The organism is Streptomyces sp. SPB074, assembly GCF_000154905.1.
Taxonomy (GTDB): Bacteria; Actinomycetota; Actinomycetes; order Streptomycetales; family Streptomycetaceae; genus Streptomyces.
The window spans coordinates 6004696-6019731 of sequence record NZ_GG770539.1 but is presented as its reverse complement, the minus strand read 5'-3'; the positions used below and the strand labels follow the sequence as shown (position 1 = coordinate 6019731).

Annotated in this window: 15 protein-coding genes and 1 pseudogene; 1 reads left to right on the top strand and 15 read right to left on the bottom strand. The window is 72.6% G+C overall.

The genetic code is table 11. The features are described 5' to 3' along the window. The 15 genes and pseudogenes from SSBG_RS25540 to pgsA form a co-directional block, all read right to left on the bottom strand. A partial coding sequence (locus tag SSBG_RS25540; RefSeq protein ID WP_008748945.1) for an adenine phosphoribosyltransferase occupies positions 1-391 on the bottom strand: 391 nt, incomplete at its 3' end. After that, a complete protein-coding gene (gene secF, locus SSBG_RS25535; protein WP_008748944.1) occupies positions 388-1491 on the bottom strand; it encodes a protein translocase subunit SecF in 1104 nt (367 codons plus the stop codon). The genes SSBG_RS25540 and secF, both read right to left, overlap by 4 nt. A 1-nt stretch (position 1492) precedes the next feature. Then, positions 1493-3295, bottom strand: a complete 1803-nt coding sequence (secD, locus tag SSBG_RS25530; RefSeq protein WP_008748943.1) for a protein translocase subunit SecD — start codon at positions 3293-3295, stop codon at positions 1493-1495. A gap of 215 nt (positions 3296-3510) precedes the next feature. Continuing rightward, entirely contained in the window at positions 3511-3969 is a 459-nt protein-coding gene (yajC, locus tag SSBG_RS25525; protein ID WP_008748942.1) for a preprotein translocase subunit YajC, read from the bottom strand. 206 nt (positions 3970-4175) lie between these two features. Beyond that, a complete protein-coding gene (ruvB, locus tag SSBG_RS25520; RefSeq protein ID WP_008748941.1) occupies positions 4176-5246 on the bottom strand; it encodes a Holliday junction branch migration DNA helicase RuvB in 1071 nt (356 codons plus the stop codon). Between the two features lie 41 nt (positions 5247-5287). Then, complete coding sequence (gene ruvA / locus SSBG_RS25515) at positions 5288-5908, bottom strand: Holliday junction branch migration protein RuvA (RefSeq protein ID WP_008748940.1); 621 nt, start codon at positions 5906-5908, stop codon at positions 5288-5290. Between the two features lie 52 nt (positions 5909-5960). Next, positions 5961-6515 carry a crossover junction endodeoxyribonuclease RuvC gene (gene ruvC / locus SSBG_RS25510; RefSeq protein ID WP_037870619.1) on the bottom strand — a complete coding sequence of 185 codons (555 nt, stop codon included), beginning with the start codon at positions 6513-6515 and terminating at the stop codon, positions 5961-5963. A gap of 150 nt (positions 6516-6665) precedes the next feature. Continuing rightward, complete coding sequence (locus SSBG_RS25505; protein WP_008748938.1) at positions 6666-7418, bottom strand: YebC/PmpR family DNA-binding transcriptional regulator; 753 nt, start codon at positions 7416-7418, stop codon at positions 6666-6668. A 48-nt stretch (positions 7419-7466) separates the two neighbouring features. Next, positions 7467-8061 (bottom strand): annotated as a pseudogene (gene pdxT, locus SSBG_RS25500) (pyridoxal 5'-phosphate synthase glutaminase subunit PdxT). A 49-nt stretch (positions 8062-8110) separates the two neighbouring features. Then, positions 8111-9016, bottom strand: a complete 906-nt coding sequence (pdxS, locus tag SSBG_RS25495; RefSeq protein WP_008748936.1) for a pyridoxal 5'-phosphate synthase lyase subunit PdxS — start codon at positions 9014-9016, stop codon at positions 8111-8113. Positions 9017-9168: 152 nt separating this feature from the next. Beyond that, positions 9169-9714, bottom strand: coding sequence for a hypothetical protein (locus tag SSBG_RS25490; RefSeq protein WP_008748935.1), 546 nt, complete (start codon positions 9712-9714; stop codon positions 9169-9171). Between the two features lie 109 nt (positions 9715-9823). Next, positions 9824-10192: a hypothetical protein gene (locus SSBG_RS25485; protein WP_008748934.1), complete on the bottom strand. Its 369-nt coding sequence runs from the start codon at positions 10190-10192 to the stop codon at positions 9824-9826. A 12-nt stretch (positions 10193-10204) separates the two neighbouring features. Next, on the bottom strand, positions 10205-11365 hold the full coding sequence (locus SSBG_RS25480; protein ID WP_008748933.1) for a glycosyltransferase family 4 protein: 1161 nt from the start codon (positions 11363-11365) through the stop codon (positions 10205-10207). Then, positions 11362-12381 (bottom strand): phosphatidylinositol mannoside acyltransferase, encoded by a 1020-nt coding sequence (locus SSBG_RS25475; protein WP_050776825.1) that lies wholly within the window; start codon positions 12379-12381, stop codon positions 11362-11364. Before SSBG_RS25475 ends, SSBG_RS25480 begins: the two co-directional genes overlap by 4 nt. Then, positions 12378-13049, bottom strand: coding sequence for a phosphatidylinositol phosphate synthase (gene pgsA, locus SSBG_RS25470; RefSeq protein ID WP_037870618.1), 672 nt, complete (start codon positions 13047-13049; stop codon positions 12378-12380). The genes SSBG_RS25475 and pgsA overlap by 4 nt, the downstream gene beginning before the upstream one ends. A gap of 321 nt (positions 13050-13370) precedes the next feature. On the opposite strand from pgsA, the gene SSBG_RS25465 reads away from it, so the two are divergent. Beyond that, the gene (locus tag SSBG_RS25465) at positions 13371-15020 is read left to right on the top strand and encodes a hypothetical protein (RefSeq protein WP_008748930.1); all 1650 of its coding nucleotides are present in this window, start codon (positions 13371-13373) and stop codon (positions 15018-15020) included. The last annotated feature ends 16 nt before the right edge of the window (positions 15021-15036 follow it).

Sequence of the window (15036 nt, the reverse complement as noted above, 5' to 3'; positions counted from 1 at the left end):
TGCCCCCGGTGGCGAGCACGTCATCGATGATCATGACGCGGTCCCCGGGGCCGAGGTCCTCGGCGTGCACCTCGATCTCGGCACTGCCGTACTCCAGCTCGTAGTGCTGCGAGAGCGTGGCCCCCGGGAGCTTGCCGGCCTTGCGGACCGGGACGAAGCCGAGTCCGGCGCGGACGGCGGCGGGGGCGCCGAGGATGAAGCCCCGGGCCTCCAGCCCCACGACCTTCGTCGCCCCGTGCTTCACACAGAGCCCGGCGAGGGTCTCGGTGAGGGCCGTGAAGGCGGCCGGATCGGCCAGGAGCGGGGTGATGTCCTTGAACACCACTCCCGGCTCCGGGTAGTCCGGGACGTCCCTGATACGGCTGAGCAGCAGCTCGCTGATCCCGGTCATCGGCGCTTACCGGTCGTCCGTCCGCCCCGGCCGTCACGGCCCCGGGAGGGGGCGACGACGGGACCCGCCGCGGCGGTGGCCCCGGCCGGTCCCTCCCCGGCCCGCGGGCCCTCGCCCGCGCTCTCGCCGCGCGCGGCCTCGGCCCGCTTGGCCAGCACCCGCTTGGTGAGGGCCTTCATCTGCGGCTCACGGCTCTTGAGGTCCGAGACGAGCGGCGTCGCGATGAAGATCGAGGAGTACGCGCCGGCCGCGAGACCCACGAACAGCGACAGCGAGATGTCGTTGAGCATCCCGGCGCCGAGGAAACCGCCACCGATGAAGAGCAGCCCCGCGACGGGCAGGAGCGCGACGACCGTGGTGTTGATCGAGCGCACCAGGGTGCCGTTGATGCTCTGGTTGGCGATCTCCGCGTAGGTGCTCCGGGTCTGTTTCGTGATGCCCTTCGACTGTTCCTTGAGGCTGTCGAAGACGACCACCGTGTCGTAGAGCGAGTACCCGAGGATCGTGAGCAGGCCGATCACGGTGCCCGGGGTGACCTCGAAGCCGACGAGGGCGTAGACGCCGACGGTGATGGTGATGTCGTGGATCAGCGCGACGAGGGCCGCGACCGCCATGCGCCACTCGAAGGCGATCGCCAGGTAGACGACCACGAGCACCATGAAGATGCCGAGGCCCGTCCACGCCTTGTTGGCGATCTGCTCGCCCCAGGAGGGCCCGACGAGGTCGGCGTTGATGTCGTCGGCCTTGACGTCGAGGTCCTGGGCGAGCTTGTCCCTGATCTCGTCGGACTTGCCGGTGTCGATGCCGCTGATCTGGACGCGCATCCCGCCGTTGCCCAGTTCCTGGACGATCGCGTCGTGGCCCGAGGCGTCCTCCGCGGACTGTTCTGCCGCGGCGGCCGAGACGCTGGTCTTCGGCGTCGTGAAGACGGCGCCGCCCTCGAACTCGATCCCCATGTGCAGGCCGCGCACCGCGAGCCCGACGATCGCCGTGATGGTGATCAGGATGGAGACGCCGTACCAGATCTTGCGCTTGCCGATGAAGTCGTACCCGATTTCACCGCGGACGAGCCGGGCGCCGAGAGTACCGAGTCGCGACATGTCACGCCTCCTTGGGGTGATCGGCGTGGACGCGAGGGGTGCGCGTACGGCGCAGCGGCGGCTTGGCGCCGAGCCGCTTGGGGTCGAACCCGGACCAGGGATGGCCCTGGCTGAAGAACTTCCTGCGGGCCAGGAGCGTCAGGAGCGGCTTGGTGAAGAGGAAGACCGTCACGACGTCCAGGAGCGTGGTGAGCCCCAGCGTGAAGGCGAAGCCCTGCACCTTGCCGACCGTGACGACGAAGAGCACCGCGGCGGCGAGGAAGGAGACGAAGTCGGAGACGAGGATCGTGCGGCGGGCGCGCGGCCAGCCCCGTTCGACGGCGGGCCGCAGCGTGCGGCCCTCGCGCACCTCGTCCCTGACGCGTTCGAAGAACACGATGAACGAGTCCGCCGTGATACCGATCGCGACGATCGCGCCGCAGACGGCCGGGAGGTTGAGCGCGAAGCCGATGCCCGGGCCGAGGAGCGTCATGATCGTGTACGTGAGGATGCCGGAGACCACGAGCGAGGCGATCGCGATGAGCGCGAGGCCCCGGTAGTAGACCACCAGGTAGAGCACCACGAGCGCGAGGCCGACGGCACCGGCGATGAGCCCGGCGTGCAGCTGCTCCCCGCCGAGGGCGGCGGTCACCGTGGTGACGGTCTCCTCGTGGAAGGTGAGCGGCAGGGCCCCGTAGGAGAGGACGTTGGCGAGGTCCTTCGCCGATTCCTGGCTGAAACTGCCGGAGATCTCGGCGCTGCCGCCGAGGCGCTCGCTGACGCTGGGCGCGGAGACGACGTCGCCGTCGAGGACGATGGCGAACTGGTTCATCGGGGACTGCTGCTGCGCGAGCTTGCCCGTGATCGAGGAGAACTTCTTCTTGCCCTCCCCGTTGAACTTCATCTGCACGATCCACTGGTTGCGCTGCGTGTCGAGCACCGCGTCGGCCTTGGACACGTTCTTGCCCTCGACCTCGGCGGGACCGAGGAGGTACTTGGCCCACTGGCCGCCCTCGTTGCCGCAGGCGACCATCGAGGCGCCGGGCTTGACGCCCGTGGTGGCCTTCACGCGCTGGGCCTTGTTGGAGCAGTCCAGGGAGGCGAAGAGCGCCGTCGTCTTGTCGTCGGGCGCGGTGGGGGCGTCGGGGGACGGGCTCGCCTTGGCGTCCGGGCCCTTGGCGGCGCCGTCGTCCTTGGCGCCCGCGGACGGCGTGGCGTCGGCCTTGAGGGCCTGCGGGACGGCGCGGCCCTGCGGCGAGGAGTCGCCCGCGCCGGCCGACGCGCTCGAACCCGCGTTGGGCGAGGCACCGGAGCCGCCCGAGCCCGCGCTGGACTTCGGCGAGGGGCTGTTCTTCCCGGAGGGGCTTGACGTCGCGGACGGGCTCGGGCTGCCCGAGGGGTCGGCGGCGGGAGTGCCCGCGGTCACCTGGAGGACCGGGCGGAAGTAGAGCTGGGCGGTCGTGCCGACCTGCTCCCTCGCCTGCTTCTCGTTGGTACCGCGCGGGATGTTGACCACGATGTGGTCGTTGCCCTGGGTCTGGACCTCGGCCTCGGAGACTCCGAGCCCGTTGACACGGCGGTTGATGATGTCGACCGCCGTGTCCATGTTGGTCTTGTTGACCGCGTTCTTCTGCCCCGGCTCGTTCTGGGCCTTGAGCGTGATGCTCGTACCGCCCGCGAGGTCGATGCCGAGGCGGGGCGTCGTGTGCCCGGAGAGGAACATCCCGCCCGTGAGCGCCACGAGGGCGACCAGGATCAGAGCGAGTGCGCGGCCAGGCTTGGACTGGCTGCTGCTGCGCCCTCTGCTCTTGTTAGGTGCTGCCACCTTCTCGTTTCTCCCTGTCCAACCGCCCCGCACGGTGTGAACGACCGGCTGAGGCGACCCTGAAGTGATGTGGGGAATCGGCGTCCGTCCGCGCCCGACCGGGCAAGGCTTTCATGGTCGGGGGCGTCCGTGTGCCACCGTCCGCGCAGGCAGGTGCGGCACGGCATACCCCGGGGCCCGGCAGACCGTTCGCCGGCGCGGGCCTCGGTCCGTGCCTACTTGCCCTCGGCCTCGCTGTCGGCCTTCTTGGCCGCGGTGTCCTCGGCCTTCTCGGTGCCGGTCTCGGCCGGGGCGCTGTCCTTGGACAGGTCGATGCGCGCGTCCTCGTCCTCGGCCGTCTCGGTCCCGGTGAGGGAGGAGGCGTCGTCGGGGATGACGGCGTCGAGGTCCTCGCCGTCGTTGACGATCCGCTCCCACTCCTCGTCGCCGACGACCGAGCCGATGGCGTTCTTGGCGTAACGGGCGTGGACGCCGGGCGCGACCTCCAGGAGCACGGTGTCCTCACCGACCTCCTTGACCAGCGCGTACATGCCGCCGATCGTGCGCACGCCGGAGCCGGGCTGCATCTCGCTGCGCATGTTGACAGCGGCCTGCTGCTTCTTCTTGGCGGAGCGGGTCATCAGGAACATCGCCCCGATGATCAGGACGAAGGGGAGGAGGGAGACGAGAGACACGGTGGGGATTCCTTAGCACGACCGCGCGATGCTGCGGCCTGTCGGGATCGGGGGGCACGCCGGCCACAAGGGACGGCACCGGCGGAGTCTAGGCGAGTCTCCGTCGAGGGAACAACGTTCAGCATCGCACCGCAGTTCCTCGTGTGGCCACACCCGTGCGGCTCGGGCCCGCATCTCGCGCGGACCGGAGCCGCGACGCGCGCGGCTCACGCCGGGAAGAGCCCGGCTTGTCCTGGTGCGCCCTGGGGCGGGGCGAGCCCGAGGTGGGCCCACGCCGCGGGGGTGGCGACCCGGCCGCGGGGGGTGCGGGCGAGCAGGCCCTCGCGCACCAGGAAGGGCTCCGCCACCTCCTCCACCGTCTCACGTTCCTCACCCACGGCGACAGAGAGAGTGGAAAGCCCCACAGGGCCGCCGCCGAAGAGCTTGAGCAGCGCTTCGAGCACGGCGCGGTCGAGGCGGTCGAGCCCGCGCGCGTCCACCTCGTAGACGCCGAGGGCGGCCGAGGCGATGTCCTCGGTGATGTGCCCGTCCGCCTTGACCTGCGCGTAGTCGCGTACGCGGCGCAGCAGCCGGTTGGCGATACGGGGCGTGCCGCGCGAACGCCCGGCGATCTCGGCGGCGCCCGCCGGGTCGATCGCGACGTCGAGGAGTTGCGCCGAGCGGTGGATCACCCGTTCCAGCTCGGCGGGCGCGTAGAACTCCATGTGCGCGGTGAAGCCGAAGCGGTCGCGCAGCGGCGGGGGCAGGAGCCCGGCCCTGGTCGTGGCGCCGACGAGGGTGAAGGGCGGGAGTTCGAGCGGGATGGCGGTGGCGCCGGGGCCCTTGCCGACGATGACGTCGACGCGGAAGTCCTCCATCGCCATGTACAGCATCTCCTCGGCGGGCCGGGACATGCGGTGGATCTCGTCCAGGAAGAGGACCTCGCCCTCCTGGAGCGAGGAGAGGATCGCGGCGAGGTCGCCCGCGTGCTGGATCGCGGGGCCGGAGGTGATGCGGATGGGGGCGGCCATCTCGGCGGCGATGATCATGGAGAGGGTCGTCTTGCCGAGCCCGGGGGCGCCGCTGAGCAGCACGTGGTCGGCGGTGGCGCCGCGCGCGCGGGCCGCCTTGAGGACGAGGTCGAGCTGTTCGCGCACCTTCTCCTGGCCGATGAACTCGTCCAGGTCCTTGGGCCGCAGGGCCGCCTCGACGGCGGTGTCCTCGGTGTCGGCCCCGGCGTCGACGAGCCGGGGGTCGGCGCCGGGGGCGCTGTCCGGTGTCTCGTCGTCCCAGTTCACGATGGCCTCTGTTTCTCTCGTCGGTACGCGGGTGCGGGAGGTCACTTGGTGCGGTTGAGGGTCTGGAGGGCCGCGCGCAGCAGCGGGCCGATCTCCGGGACGCCTTCCTGCGCCTCGGCCTGCGGGGTGACCGCCTCGACGGCCTCCTCGGCCTCGCGCGGCTGGTAGCCGAGGCCGACGAGGGCGTTGTGCAGTTGCTCGGTCCAGGGGGCGGGGCCGGCGGCGGCGCGGCGCTGGGCGCCGAGGGTGCCGGTGCCCAGGGGCTGCCCGAGGCGGTCCTTGAGTTCGAGGATGAGTTTCTGCGCGCCCTTCTTGCCGATGCCGGGCACGGCGGTGAGGGCCTTCTCGTCGGCGGTGGAGACGGCGAGGCGCAGCGCGTCGGGCGAGAGGGTGGCGAGCATCGCCTGGGCGAGCCGGGGGCCGACGCCGCTGGCGGTCTGGAGGAGTTCGAAGGTCTGCCGCTCGTCGTCGTCGGCGAAGCCGTAGAGCGTGAGGGAGTCCTCGCGCACGACGAGCGAGGTGGCGATCCGGGCCTGCTCGCCGATCCGCAGCGTGGAGAGCGTGTGCGGGGTGCACTGCACGGCCATCCCGATCCCGCCGACCTCGACGACGGCACTCGTGGGGCCGAGGGCGGCGACGGGCCCGCTGACGAAGGCGATCACCGGGCGGCCTCGTACCGCGCGGCGAGCCGCGCACCGCTGGGACGGGGGGTGTTCATCGCACGACCTTTCGTACGGGGGGCACGGGCCGGGCCGCGGAGCGGGCCCGCGCGTGCGCCTCCTGGAGCCTGTTGGTGGCGGGGGCCCGCCAGATGTGGCAGATGGCGAGGGCGAGGGCGTCGGCGGCGTCGGCGGGCTTGGGCGGCGCGGCGAGCCGCAGGAGGCGGGTCACCATCGCGCCGACCTGGGCCTTGTCGGCGCGCCCGCTGCCGGTGACGGCCGCCTTGACCTCGCTGGGCGTGTGCAGGGCGACGGGCAGTCCGCGCCGCGCGGCGCACAGCATCGCGACGGCGCTGGCCTGGGCGGTGCCCATCACGGTGCGTACGTTGTGCTGGCTGAAGACGCGCTCGATCGCGACGTACTCGGGCCGGTGCGTGTCGAGCCACTCCTCGATCCCGGCCTCGACGGCGAGCAGCCGCCGCGACAACTCCGCGTCGGCCGGGGTGCGGACGACACCGACGCCGACCATCGTCAGGGGCCGTCCCGGCACCCCCTCGACCACGCCGACCCCGCAGCGGGTCAGTCCCGGGTCCACTCCGAGCACGCGCACCGCACCACCCCCTCGCTGTCCGGACCGTACGGGTCCTGTGACGTGCGGTGCACGTTACTGGCCGCCACCGACACTAGCGGCCCGCAACGGCACGGCGCGGGCCCGGGGCGTGTCGCCCCCGGCCCGCGCCGTGCGCCGTGCGTGCGCCGCTCAGGCGTCGACCTTCTCCATGACCTCGTCGGAGACGTCGAAGTTGGCGAAGACGTTCTGCACGTCGTCGCTGTCCTCCAGCGCGTCGATGAGCTTGAAGATCTTGCGCGCGCCCTCCTCGTCCAGCTCGACCTGCATGGTCGGGACGAAGTTGGCGTCGGCGGAGTCGTAGTCGATGCCGGCCTCCTGGAGCGCGGTGCGCACCGCGACCAGGTCGGTGGCCTCGCTCAGCACCTCGAAGCTCTCGCCGAGGTCGTTGACCTCCTCGGCGCCCGCGTCGAGCACCGCGCCGAGCACGTCGTCCTCGCCCAGTTCACCCTTGGGGACGACGACGACGCCCTTGCGGTTGAAGAGGTAGGAGACGGAGCCCGGGTCGGCCATCGAGCCGCCGTTGCGGGTCATCGCGACGCGGACGTCGGAGGCGGCGCGGTTGCGGTTGTCGGTGAGGCACTCGATGAGCACCGCGACACCGTTGGGGCCGTAGCCCTCGTACATGATCGTCTCGTAGTCGGCGCCACCGGCTTCGAGACCGGCGCCGCGCTTCATGGCGGAGTCGATGTTCTTGTTGGGCACCGACTGCTTCTTCGCCTTCTGCACGGCGTCGAAGAGCGTCGGGTTGCCCTCCAGGTCCGCGCCGCCCATGCGCGCCGCGACCTCGATGTTCTTGATGAGCTTCGCGAAGAGCTTGCCGCGCTTGGCGTCGATCACGGCCTTCTTGTGCTTCGTCGTCGCCCATTTAGAGTGGCCGGACATCTGCCTGTCTCCTTCGCGTTACCCATTCACCTACGAACCCCAGAGATCCTACCGGGACCCGCCGCCGCTCCTCGCCCGCACCATCGCGGTGAAGAGGGCGTGCACCCGGTGGTCGCCGGTCAGCTCGGGGTGGAAGGCGGTGGCGAGCGCCGCGCCCTGGCGCACCGCGACGGGCCGTCCCTCGTACGCGGCGAGCACCTCGACCCCCGCGCCCGCGGACTCGGCCCACGGCGCGCGGATGAAGACGCCGTCCACGGGCGGGCCCGCGACGCCCGTGACGGGCACGGGCGCCTCGAAGGACTCGTTCTGCCTGCCGAAGGCGTTGCGGCGCACGATCATGTCGATGCCGCCGATCGTCTCCTGGCCCGCGCGCGGGTCGAGGATCTTGTCGGCGAGCAGGATCATCCCGGCGCAGGTCCCGTAGACGGGGAGCCCGGCGGCGACGGCCGCGCGCAGCGGCTCCAGGAGGCCGAAGAGGCGCGCGAGCTTGGAGATCGTGGTGGACTCCCCGCCGGGCAGGACGAGTCCGTCGACGGCGGCCAGCTCCTGCGGGGTGCGCACGGGCACGGGGCGCGCGCCCGCAGCGGTGAGCGCGGCCGTGTGCTCGCGCACGTCGCCCTGGAGCGCAGAGCACCCCGATCAGCGGGGCGCCGGCCGGTGCCTGACCGGCCGGGGCCCCGGCGTCGCGCGGTTCACCAGCCACGGTTGGCGTACCGCTCGTTCTCGGGGAGGGTGTCGCAGTTGATGCCGACCATGGCCTCGCCGAGGTTGCGCGAGGCGTCCGCGACGACCTTGGGGTCGTCGTAGAACGTCGTGGCGCGGACGATCGCGGCGGCCCGCTTGGCGGGGTCGCCGGACTTGAAGATGCCGGAGCCGACGAAGACGCCCTCGGCGCCGAGCTGGCGCATGAGCGCGGCGTCGGCGGGGGTCGCGACGCCACCGGCGGAGAAGAGGACGACGGGCAGCTTGCCGAGTTCCGCGACCTCCTTGACGAGTTCGTAGGGGGCGCGCAGTTCCTTCGCCGCCGCGTACAGCTCGTTGTGGTCGCAACCGCGCAGCTTCGCGATCTCGCCCTTGATCTGCCGCAGGTGGCGCACGGCCTCCACGACGTTGCCGGTGCCGGCCTCGCCCTTGGAGCGGATCATCGCGGCGCCCTCGGCGATGCGGCGCAGGGCCTCGCCGAGGTTGGTGGCCCCGCACACGAACGGGGTCGTGAACGCGAACTTGTCGCTGTGGTTGACCTCGTCGGCCGGGGTGAGCACCTCGGACTCGTCGATGTAGTCCACGCCGAGGGCCTGGAGGACCTGCGCCTCCACGAAGTGGCCGATGCGGGACTTGGCCATGACGGGGATCGAGACGGCCTCGATGATGCCGTCGATCATGTCCGGGTCGGACATCCGGGCCACGCCGCCGTCCTTGCGGATGTCGGCGGGCACCCGCTCCAGGGCCATGACGGCGACGGCGCCCGCGTCCTCGGCGATCCTCGCCTGCTCGGGCGTGACGACGTCCATGATGACGCCGCCCTTGAGCTGCTCGGCCATTCCGCGCTTGACGCGCGCGGTACCGGTCGCAGGGCTGGTCTCAGAAGTTTCGGGCACGACGAACCTCGCAGGATGAACCGCTGGTGGGAGACACCGCACAGCAAACTCCCGGCGGGCCCCGGCGGGCAAGGGCCAATCCCGGGCCCGTGGCCCCCGCCGTCGTGGCGCGCGCCCGTGGCCCCGCGCCCGTCCCGGCGCGCCGTCGGCCGCTACGCCGCCGCCCGCTCGGCCACCGGTCCCGGCGGTTCGTCGTCCATCTCGAAGGCCATCGGGAACGGCGCGTGCCCGGCGAGCCGGAACCACCGCACGGTGCGGTGCCGCCGCAGCGAGCGCGCGGCCCGTACGGCGTCGTTGTGGAAGCGGCGTGCCATCGGCACCCGCCGTACCGCCTCGGCGAGTTCGTCCAGCGCGGCCTCTCCGCCGGGCGCCTCGCGCACGGCGGCCACGTCCTCGGCGTCCCCGAGCACCGCGCGCAGCGCCTGGCTCAACTCGCTCTCGGCGACCTCGCGGTGGTCCTCCTCGGCCTGGCGGGCCGCGAAGGCGGCCTCGTAGAGCACGAGGGAGGCGGCGGGGTCGAGCAGCCCGGAGGTGGCGAGTTCCTGGGCCACCGAGACGCGCCGCAGCAACTGCGCGTCGAGCCCGGCCCGCGTCGCGTCGATGCGCGCGTGGAGCCGGTCGAGCCGCCCGGCGGTCCAGCTCAGGTAGACGGCGATGAGCAGCAGCGCGATGCCGGCCCACACGAAACTTGTGATCACCGCACCAGCCTAAGGGGCGCCCGCCGCGCCCGGACCGGCTTCCCCGCCAGGACGGGACCGGCCTCCCCGCCAGGACTGGACCGGCTTCCGCGCCGCGCCCGGACCGGCCTCAGGGGCGCGGCAGTTCCTCGGCGAGCGCGTCGAAGGTGCGGCGCAGCACCGCCCGGCGCTCCGCCTTGTGGGCGGGAGTGGGTTCCAGGCCGTCGATCGTCGCCTCCCACACCTCCAGGTAGCGGTGCTTCCGGGCGGCGACGGTCGCCGGGTCGAGCGCGCGCCCGGTGAACAGGCCCGCGCGGGCGAGGACGGTGAGCAGCTCGACGTCGCAGGGCACCGTGACACCCGCGTACTCGTCCGGCTCCAGCTCGGCCGGGTCCCCGTCCATCGCGGCGGCGATCCGGTCCACGATCGCCGCCACCTGCGGGCCGAGGTGGTCGAGCGCCGTGTCGCTCTCGAAGTTGCCGCTTCCCCACGTCCCCACCGCGCCGCTCCCCTACTCCCGTGCCAGCCCGAACCGCCGTCGCAGCCCGCGCTGTTCCTCGGCGGCGACCGAGGCCGCGCCGTCCGTGACCGTCTCGTAGACCGCGAGGATGTCCGCGCCGACCGTGGACCAGTCGAAGCGGCGCACGTGCGCGGTCGCCGCCGCGCGCAGTTCCGCGCGCCGCTCCGGGTCGCCCAGCAGGCGGATCGCGGCGTCCGCGAGCGCGTCGGCGTCCTCGTTCGCGAAGAGTTCCCCCGCCGCGCCCTGGTCGAGGACCTGCGCGAAGGCGTCGATGTCGCTCGCGAGGACGGGGGCGCCCGCCGACATCGCCTCGACCAGGATGATCCCGAAGCTCTCGCCGCCGGTGTTGGGCGCCACGTACAGATCGACGCTGCTGAGGAAGTGCGCCTTGTCCTCGTCGCTCACCATGCCGAGGAACTCGACGCGGTCGCGGTACGCGCGGGGCAGCGGTGCGAGCGCTTCCTCGGCGTCCCCGCGCCCGGCGACGAGCAGCCGGGTGCCGGGGCGCGCTTCGAGGATGCGGGGCAGCGCGCGCATGAGGACCGGGAGTCCCTTGCGGGGTTCGTCGATGCGCCCTATGAAGCCGATCGTGCCGCCCTGCCACTCGGGCTTCGGCCCGGCGTCGGCGAAGAAGGCGACATCGACGCCGTTGGGGATGACGACCGCGTCGCCGCCGAGGTGTTCCACGAGGGTGCGGCGCGCGTACTCGCTCACGGCGATGCGCGCGCTGATCTTCTCCAGCGCGGCCTGGAGGATGCCGTACGCGGCCGTCATGGCGCGCGAGCGCGGGTTGGAGGTGTGGAAGGTCGCGACCATGGGGCCGCGCGCGGCCCAGCAGGCGAGCAGGCCGAGCGAGGGCGAGGAGGGCTCGTGGATGTGGATGACGTCGAAGCGGCCGTTCTGGATCCAGCGGCGGACCCGCGCGGCGGAGAGGATGCCGAAGTTGAGCCGGGCGACCGAGCCGTTGTACGGGACGGGCACGGCGCGGCCGGCCGAGACGACGTAGGGCGGCAGCGGGGTCTCGTCGTCGGCGGGCGCGAGCACGGAGACCTCGTGGCCGAGCCGGATGAGGTGCTCGGCGAGGTCCCTGATGTGGAACTGGACGCCGCCGGGCACGTCCCAGGAGTACGGGCAGACGATGCCGATCCTCACGGGCCCACCTCGGCGGGGCCTTCCCCGTCGCCGTCCGCCGTCCGCGCGCCCGCCGTCTCCGCGCGGGCCGGGTCCCCCGCCGGGTCCTTCGCCGGGTCGAGGTCCGCGAGCCAGAACTTCTGGAGCATGTGCCAGTCCTGCGGGTGCGCGGCGACGCCGCTCGCGAAGACGTCGGCGAGGGCCTGCGTCATGAGCGCCGTCTTCTCGGCCCGCGAACCGGCCCCGGGCGGCGTGATCTCGGGGTGCACGCGTCCGCGCATGACCGGCGAGTCGTCGTACCACAGGGTCACGGGCAGCAGCGCCGCGCCGGTGTGCTGCGCGAGCATCGCGGGTCCGGCGGGCATCCGGGTCGGCTCGCCGAGGAAGTCGACGGGGACGCCGGAGGCGGAGAGGTCGCGGTCGGCGACGAGGCACACCATGCCGCCCGAGCGCAGCCGCCGGGCGAGCGTCCCGAAGGCCGCGCCGCCCGTGTGCGGCAGGACCTCCATGCCGAGGCCCTCGCGGTAGGCGACGAAGCGGTCGTAGAGCGATTCGGGCTTGAGGCGCTCGGCGACCGTGGTGAAGGGGATGCCGAGCTCGGTGGTGACCCAGGCCCCGGCGAGGTCCCAGTTGGCGAGGTGCGGCAGAGCCAGTATCACGCCGCGTCCCTCGGCGAGGGGGCGGTCGAGGTGGTCGAGGCCGTCGGGCGCGAAGCCGAGCCTGATCCGCCGCTCGCTCCAGGCGGGGAGCCGGAAGGACTCCATCCAGTAGCGCAGGTACGAGCGCATCCCGGCGCGCGAGAGCCGGGCGAGCTCCTCGGGGCCCGCGCCGGGCACGACCCGGCGCAGGTTCGCCTCCAGCTGGCGGACGCCCTTGCCGCGCTTCTTCCAGGTCTGGTCGGCCAGCGAGCGGCCGAGCGCGACGGCGGCGGGCTCGGGGAGGGTGCGTACCGTGGCCCAGCCCAGGCCGTAGAGCCGGTCGGCGACGTCGTCCTTGTCCGGCAGGCGGCGGGCGAGCCCGCCCGGCAGTCGGCTCACGAGGTGGCCTCACTCTCCTGGAGGTGCCGGGCGGCTTCGTCGGCCTCGGCCGCCTCGCGGCGCACGGTGACGACCCGCTGGACGATGGTGACGAGCGACCCGGCGGCGACGACCCACAGCGCGATGGGCAGCAGGACGTCGATGTGCGGAACGCCGAAGGTGACGCGGAAGCCCGCGAGACCGGCGAGGACGAGGGTGATCACGAGGCGTTCGGCGCGCTCCACGAGCCCGTTGACGGCGACGGGGAGGCCGATGGCCTCGCCGCGCGCCTTCGTGTACGAGACGACCTGGCCGCTCGCGAGGCAGAAGATCGCGACGGCGGCGAGCATGTCGTTGTCGCCCTTGCCCGCGTACCACAGCGCGAAGCCGCCGAAGATCGCGGCGTCGGCGACGCGGTCGAGGGTCGAGTCGAGGAACGCGCCCCAGCGGCTGGAGATCTTCGCCTGACGGGCCATGTTGCCGTCCACGAGGTCCGAGAAGACGAACAGCGTGATGACGATGGTGCCCCAGAAGAACTCACCGCGCGGGAAGAACACGAGGGCCCCCGCGACGACGCCCGCCGTACCGATGAGGGTCACGGTGTCCGGGCTCACCCCCCGCCGGAGCAGGAACGCGGCGAACGGCGTGAGGACACGCGTGAAGAACGCACGCGCGTACTTGTTCAGCATGGCCTTTCCAGAGGGTTCGGGTGCCCTGCGGCCCCCACGGCCACCGGCTGCCCCATCGTAGTCACGCCCGGCCCGTGCCGTGGGCGCGGACCCGGCCCCCGGCAGGCGGGCTCCCCCGACCGTACGAAGAACCGACGGTCCTACCGGCGCGACCGGCCGAGCCCCCGTGCGCCCCCGGGCGCCGCCTTCCGCTGCGCGGAATCGGTGACTTCCCCCGTACGGCCGGATACGCTGATGAACTGATCAACAGGTGTGCGGACGGCGGGAGTCGGGAAGGCCCGACGAGAGGGTCCGGCACGGCGCCGCGGTGATGGGGGCAGGATGAGCAGCTTCGACTTCAGTCCGGGGGCGCAGGTACCGCTCGCGGGCGGTGCCGGCCAGACGGCCCCGACCGGCGCGCTCGCCTCCGCCGCGTACCGGGACGGGCCCGTGGACGCGATACTCGGCGCCAACACCGAGTGGCACCAGTGCGCGGTCTCGCCGCCGCGGATCAAGCTGCTGCGGCCCGATCTCGGCGAGGCGTTCGCGCACGCGGTGCAGACCCGGCTGCTCGGCGGCGGGCGCAGTCCGCTCATCCAGTCCTTCGGGATGGAGCCGCAGGTCGTCGTCGAGCACTGCCTCGCCGCGAACAGCATCCGGCGGGCCAGGGACACCAGGCTCACCGTGATCATGGTCCTGTTCGGCGTGCTCTTCCTGCCCGGCCTCCTCGTCTACCTGGGCGTCTTCGCGCTGCGCCGCAGCGTGGCCGACTCGGCGAACGGCCGCGCCGGGCTCCTCGTGACCCCGCTGCTCCTCGCGCTCGGCGTGCTCGGCGTCCTCTTCCTGCTCAAGCTCCCCTTCGGCGGCTTCTGGGCCTGGTACCTGCGCGCCTGCGTCGTGGCGCCGCCGGTCGGCTGGTGGTTCGCCAAGCGGGCCTGCGAGAACACCGCGCGCGATCTGCGCGAGCGCTGGGAGGGGCTGCTCTCGGGCGGCGGCATCGGCGCGAAGATCCCCGAGGCCGTGCCGCGCGACCCGAACCAGAAGGCCGCCGAGGTGCTGCGCCAGTCGCTCGCCCGGCTCTCCGCCGAGCAGCGCTCGAACTCGGTCTTCTACGCGGGTCCCAAGGGCATCCTCGGACTGGGCACCCGCTGGGGGAGCTGGCAGCTCGCCGAGGAGCTGGTCCCGCGCGAGCCCGGCAGCGAGATCCACCCCTTCCGCAGCTACGACGTGGTCCGCGCGATCCACGACCAGCTCAAGCTGCTCGCCCGCGGCCCGCTGCACACCGGCGGCTTCCCCGAGCCGGACGTGCGCCACTGGATCGTCACCCCGATCGGCGAGCACGCGGGCGCCGTCTCGCGCCCCGAGGGCACCCACGTGGACGACTTCCAGATCCGCGACCACGAGGTCCAGCGGATCTGCAACGAGCAGCAGTTCGACTCCGGGGACCGGCACTACCTGGGCACGCAGTTCACGCTCTGGGACGGTCAGCTCGTCATCACGATGATGACCACGGTGACCGTGCTCCACGAGACGCTCCGGATCGAGGTCACCGGGCACGCGCTCGGCCCCGTCCACTCCCTCTTCATGGGCAAGCCCTCGCCGAAGAAGATCACCAAGCCGAAAGCGGTGCGGTTCTGGGAGACGAAGGACCACCTGCTCCCCCTCGTGGACGCGAGCGAGGTCGTCCGGCTCGCGGCCCGTGCCCCGCTCACGTGGTACCCGCCGGTGCTCGAACACCTCGGCGGCAAGCTGTCCCTGCCCGAGCCCTTCGGCCTGCGGCACGCCTGGGCCTCGCAGCCCTGGCGGCACCGCTTCATGGCGGACGACGCGCTGCGCACGGCGACGCCGGTCCTGCGCGTCGTGCACCAGGCGGCGCTGCGGGTGCTCGACGAGCACGGTGTGGACACCTCGAAGTTCGGCGCCCGCTCCGGTGCCCTGAGCGGCGGCGTCCAGGACGCGGCCCCGCGCAAGGCGGACGTGTACGACGCCTGAGACGGCACGAGGCCGG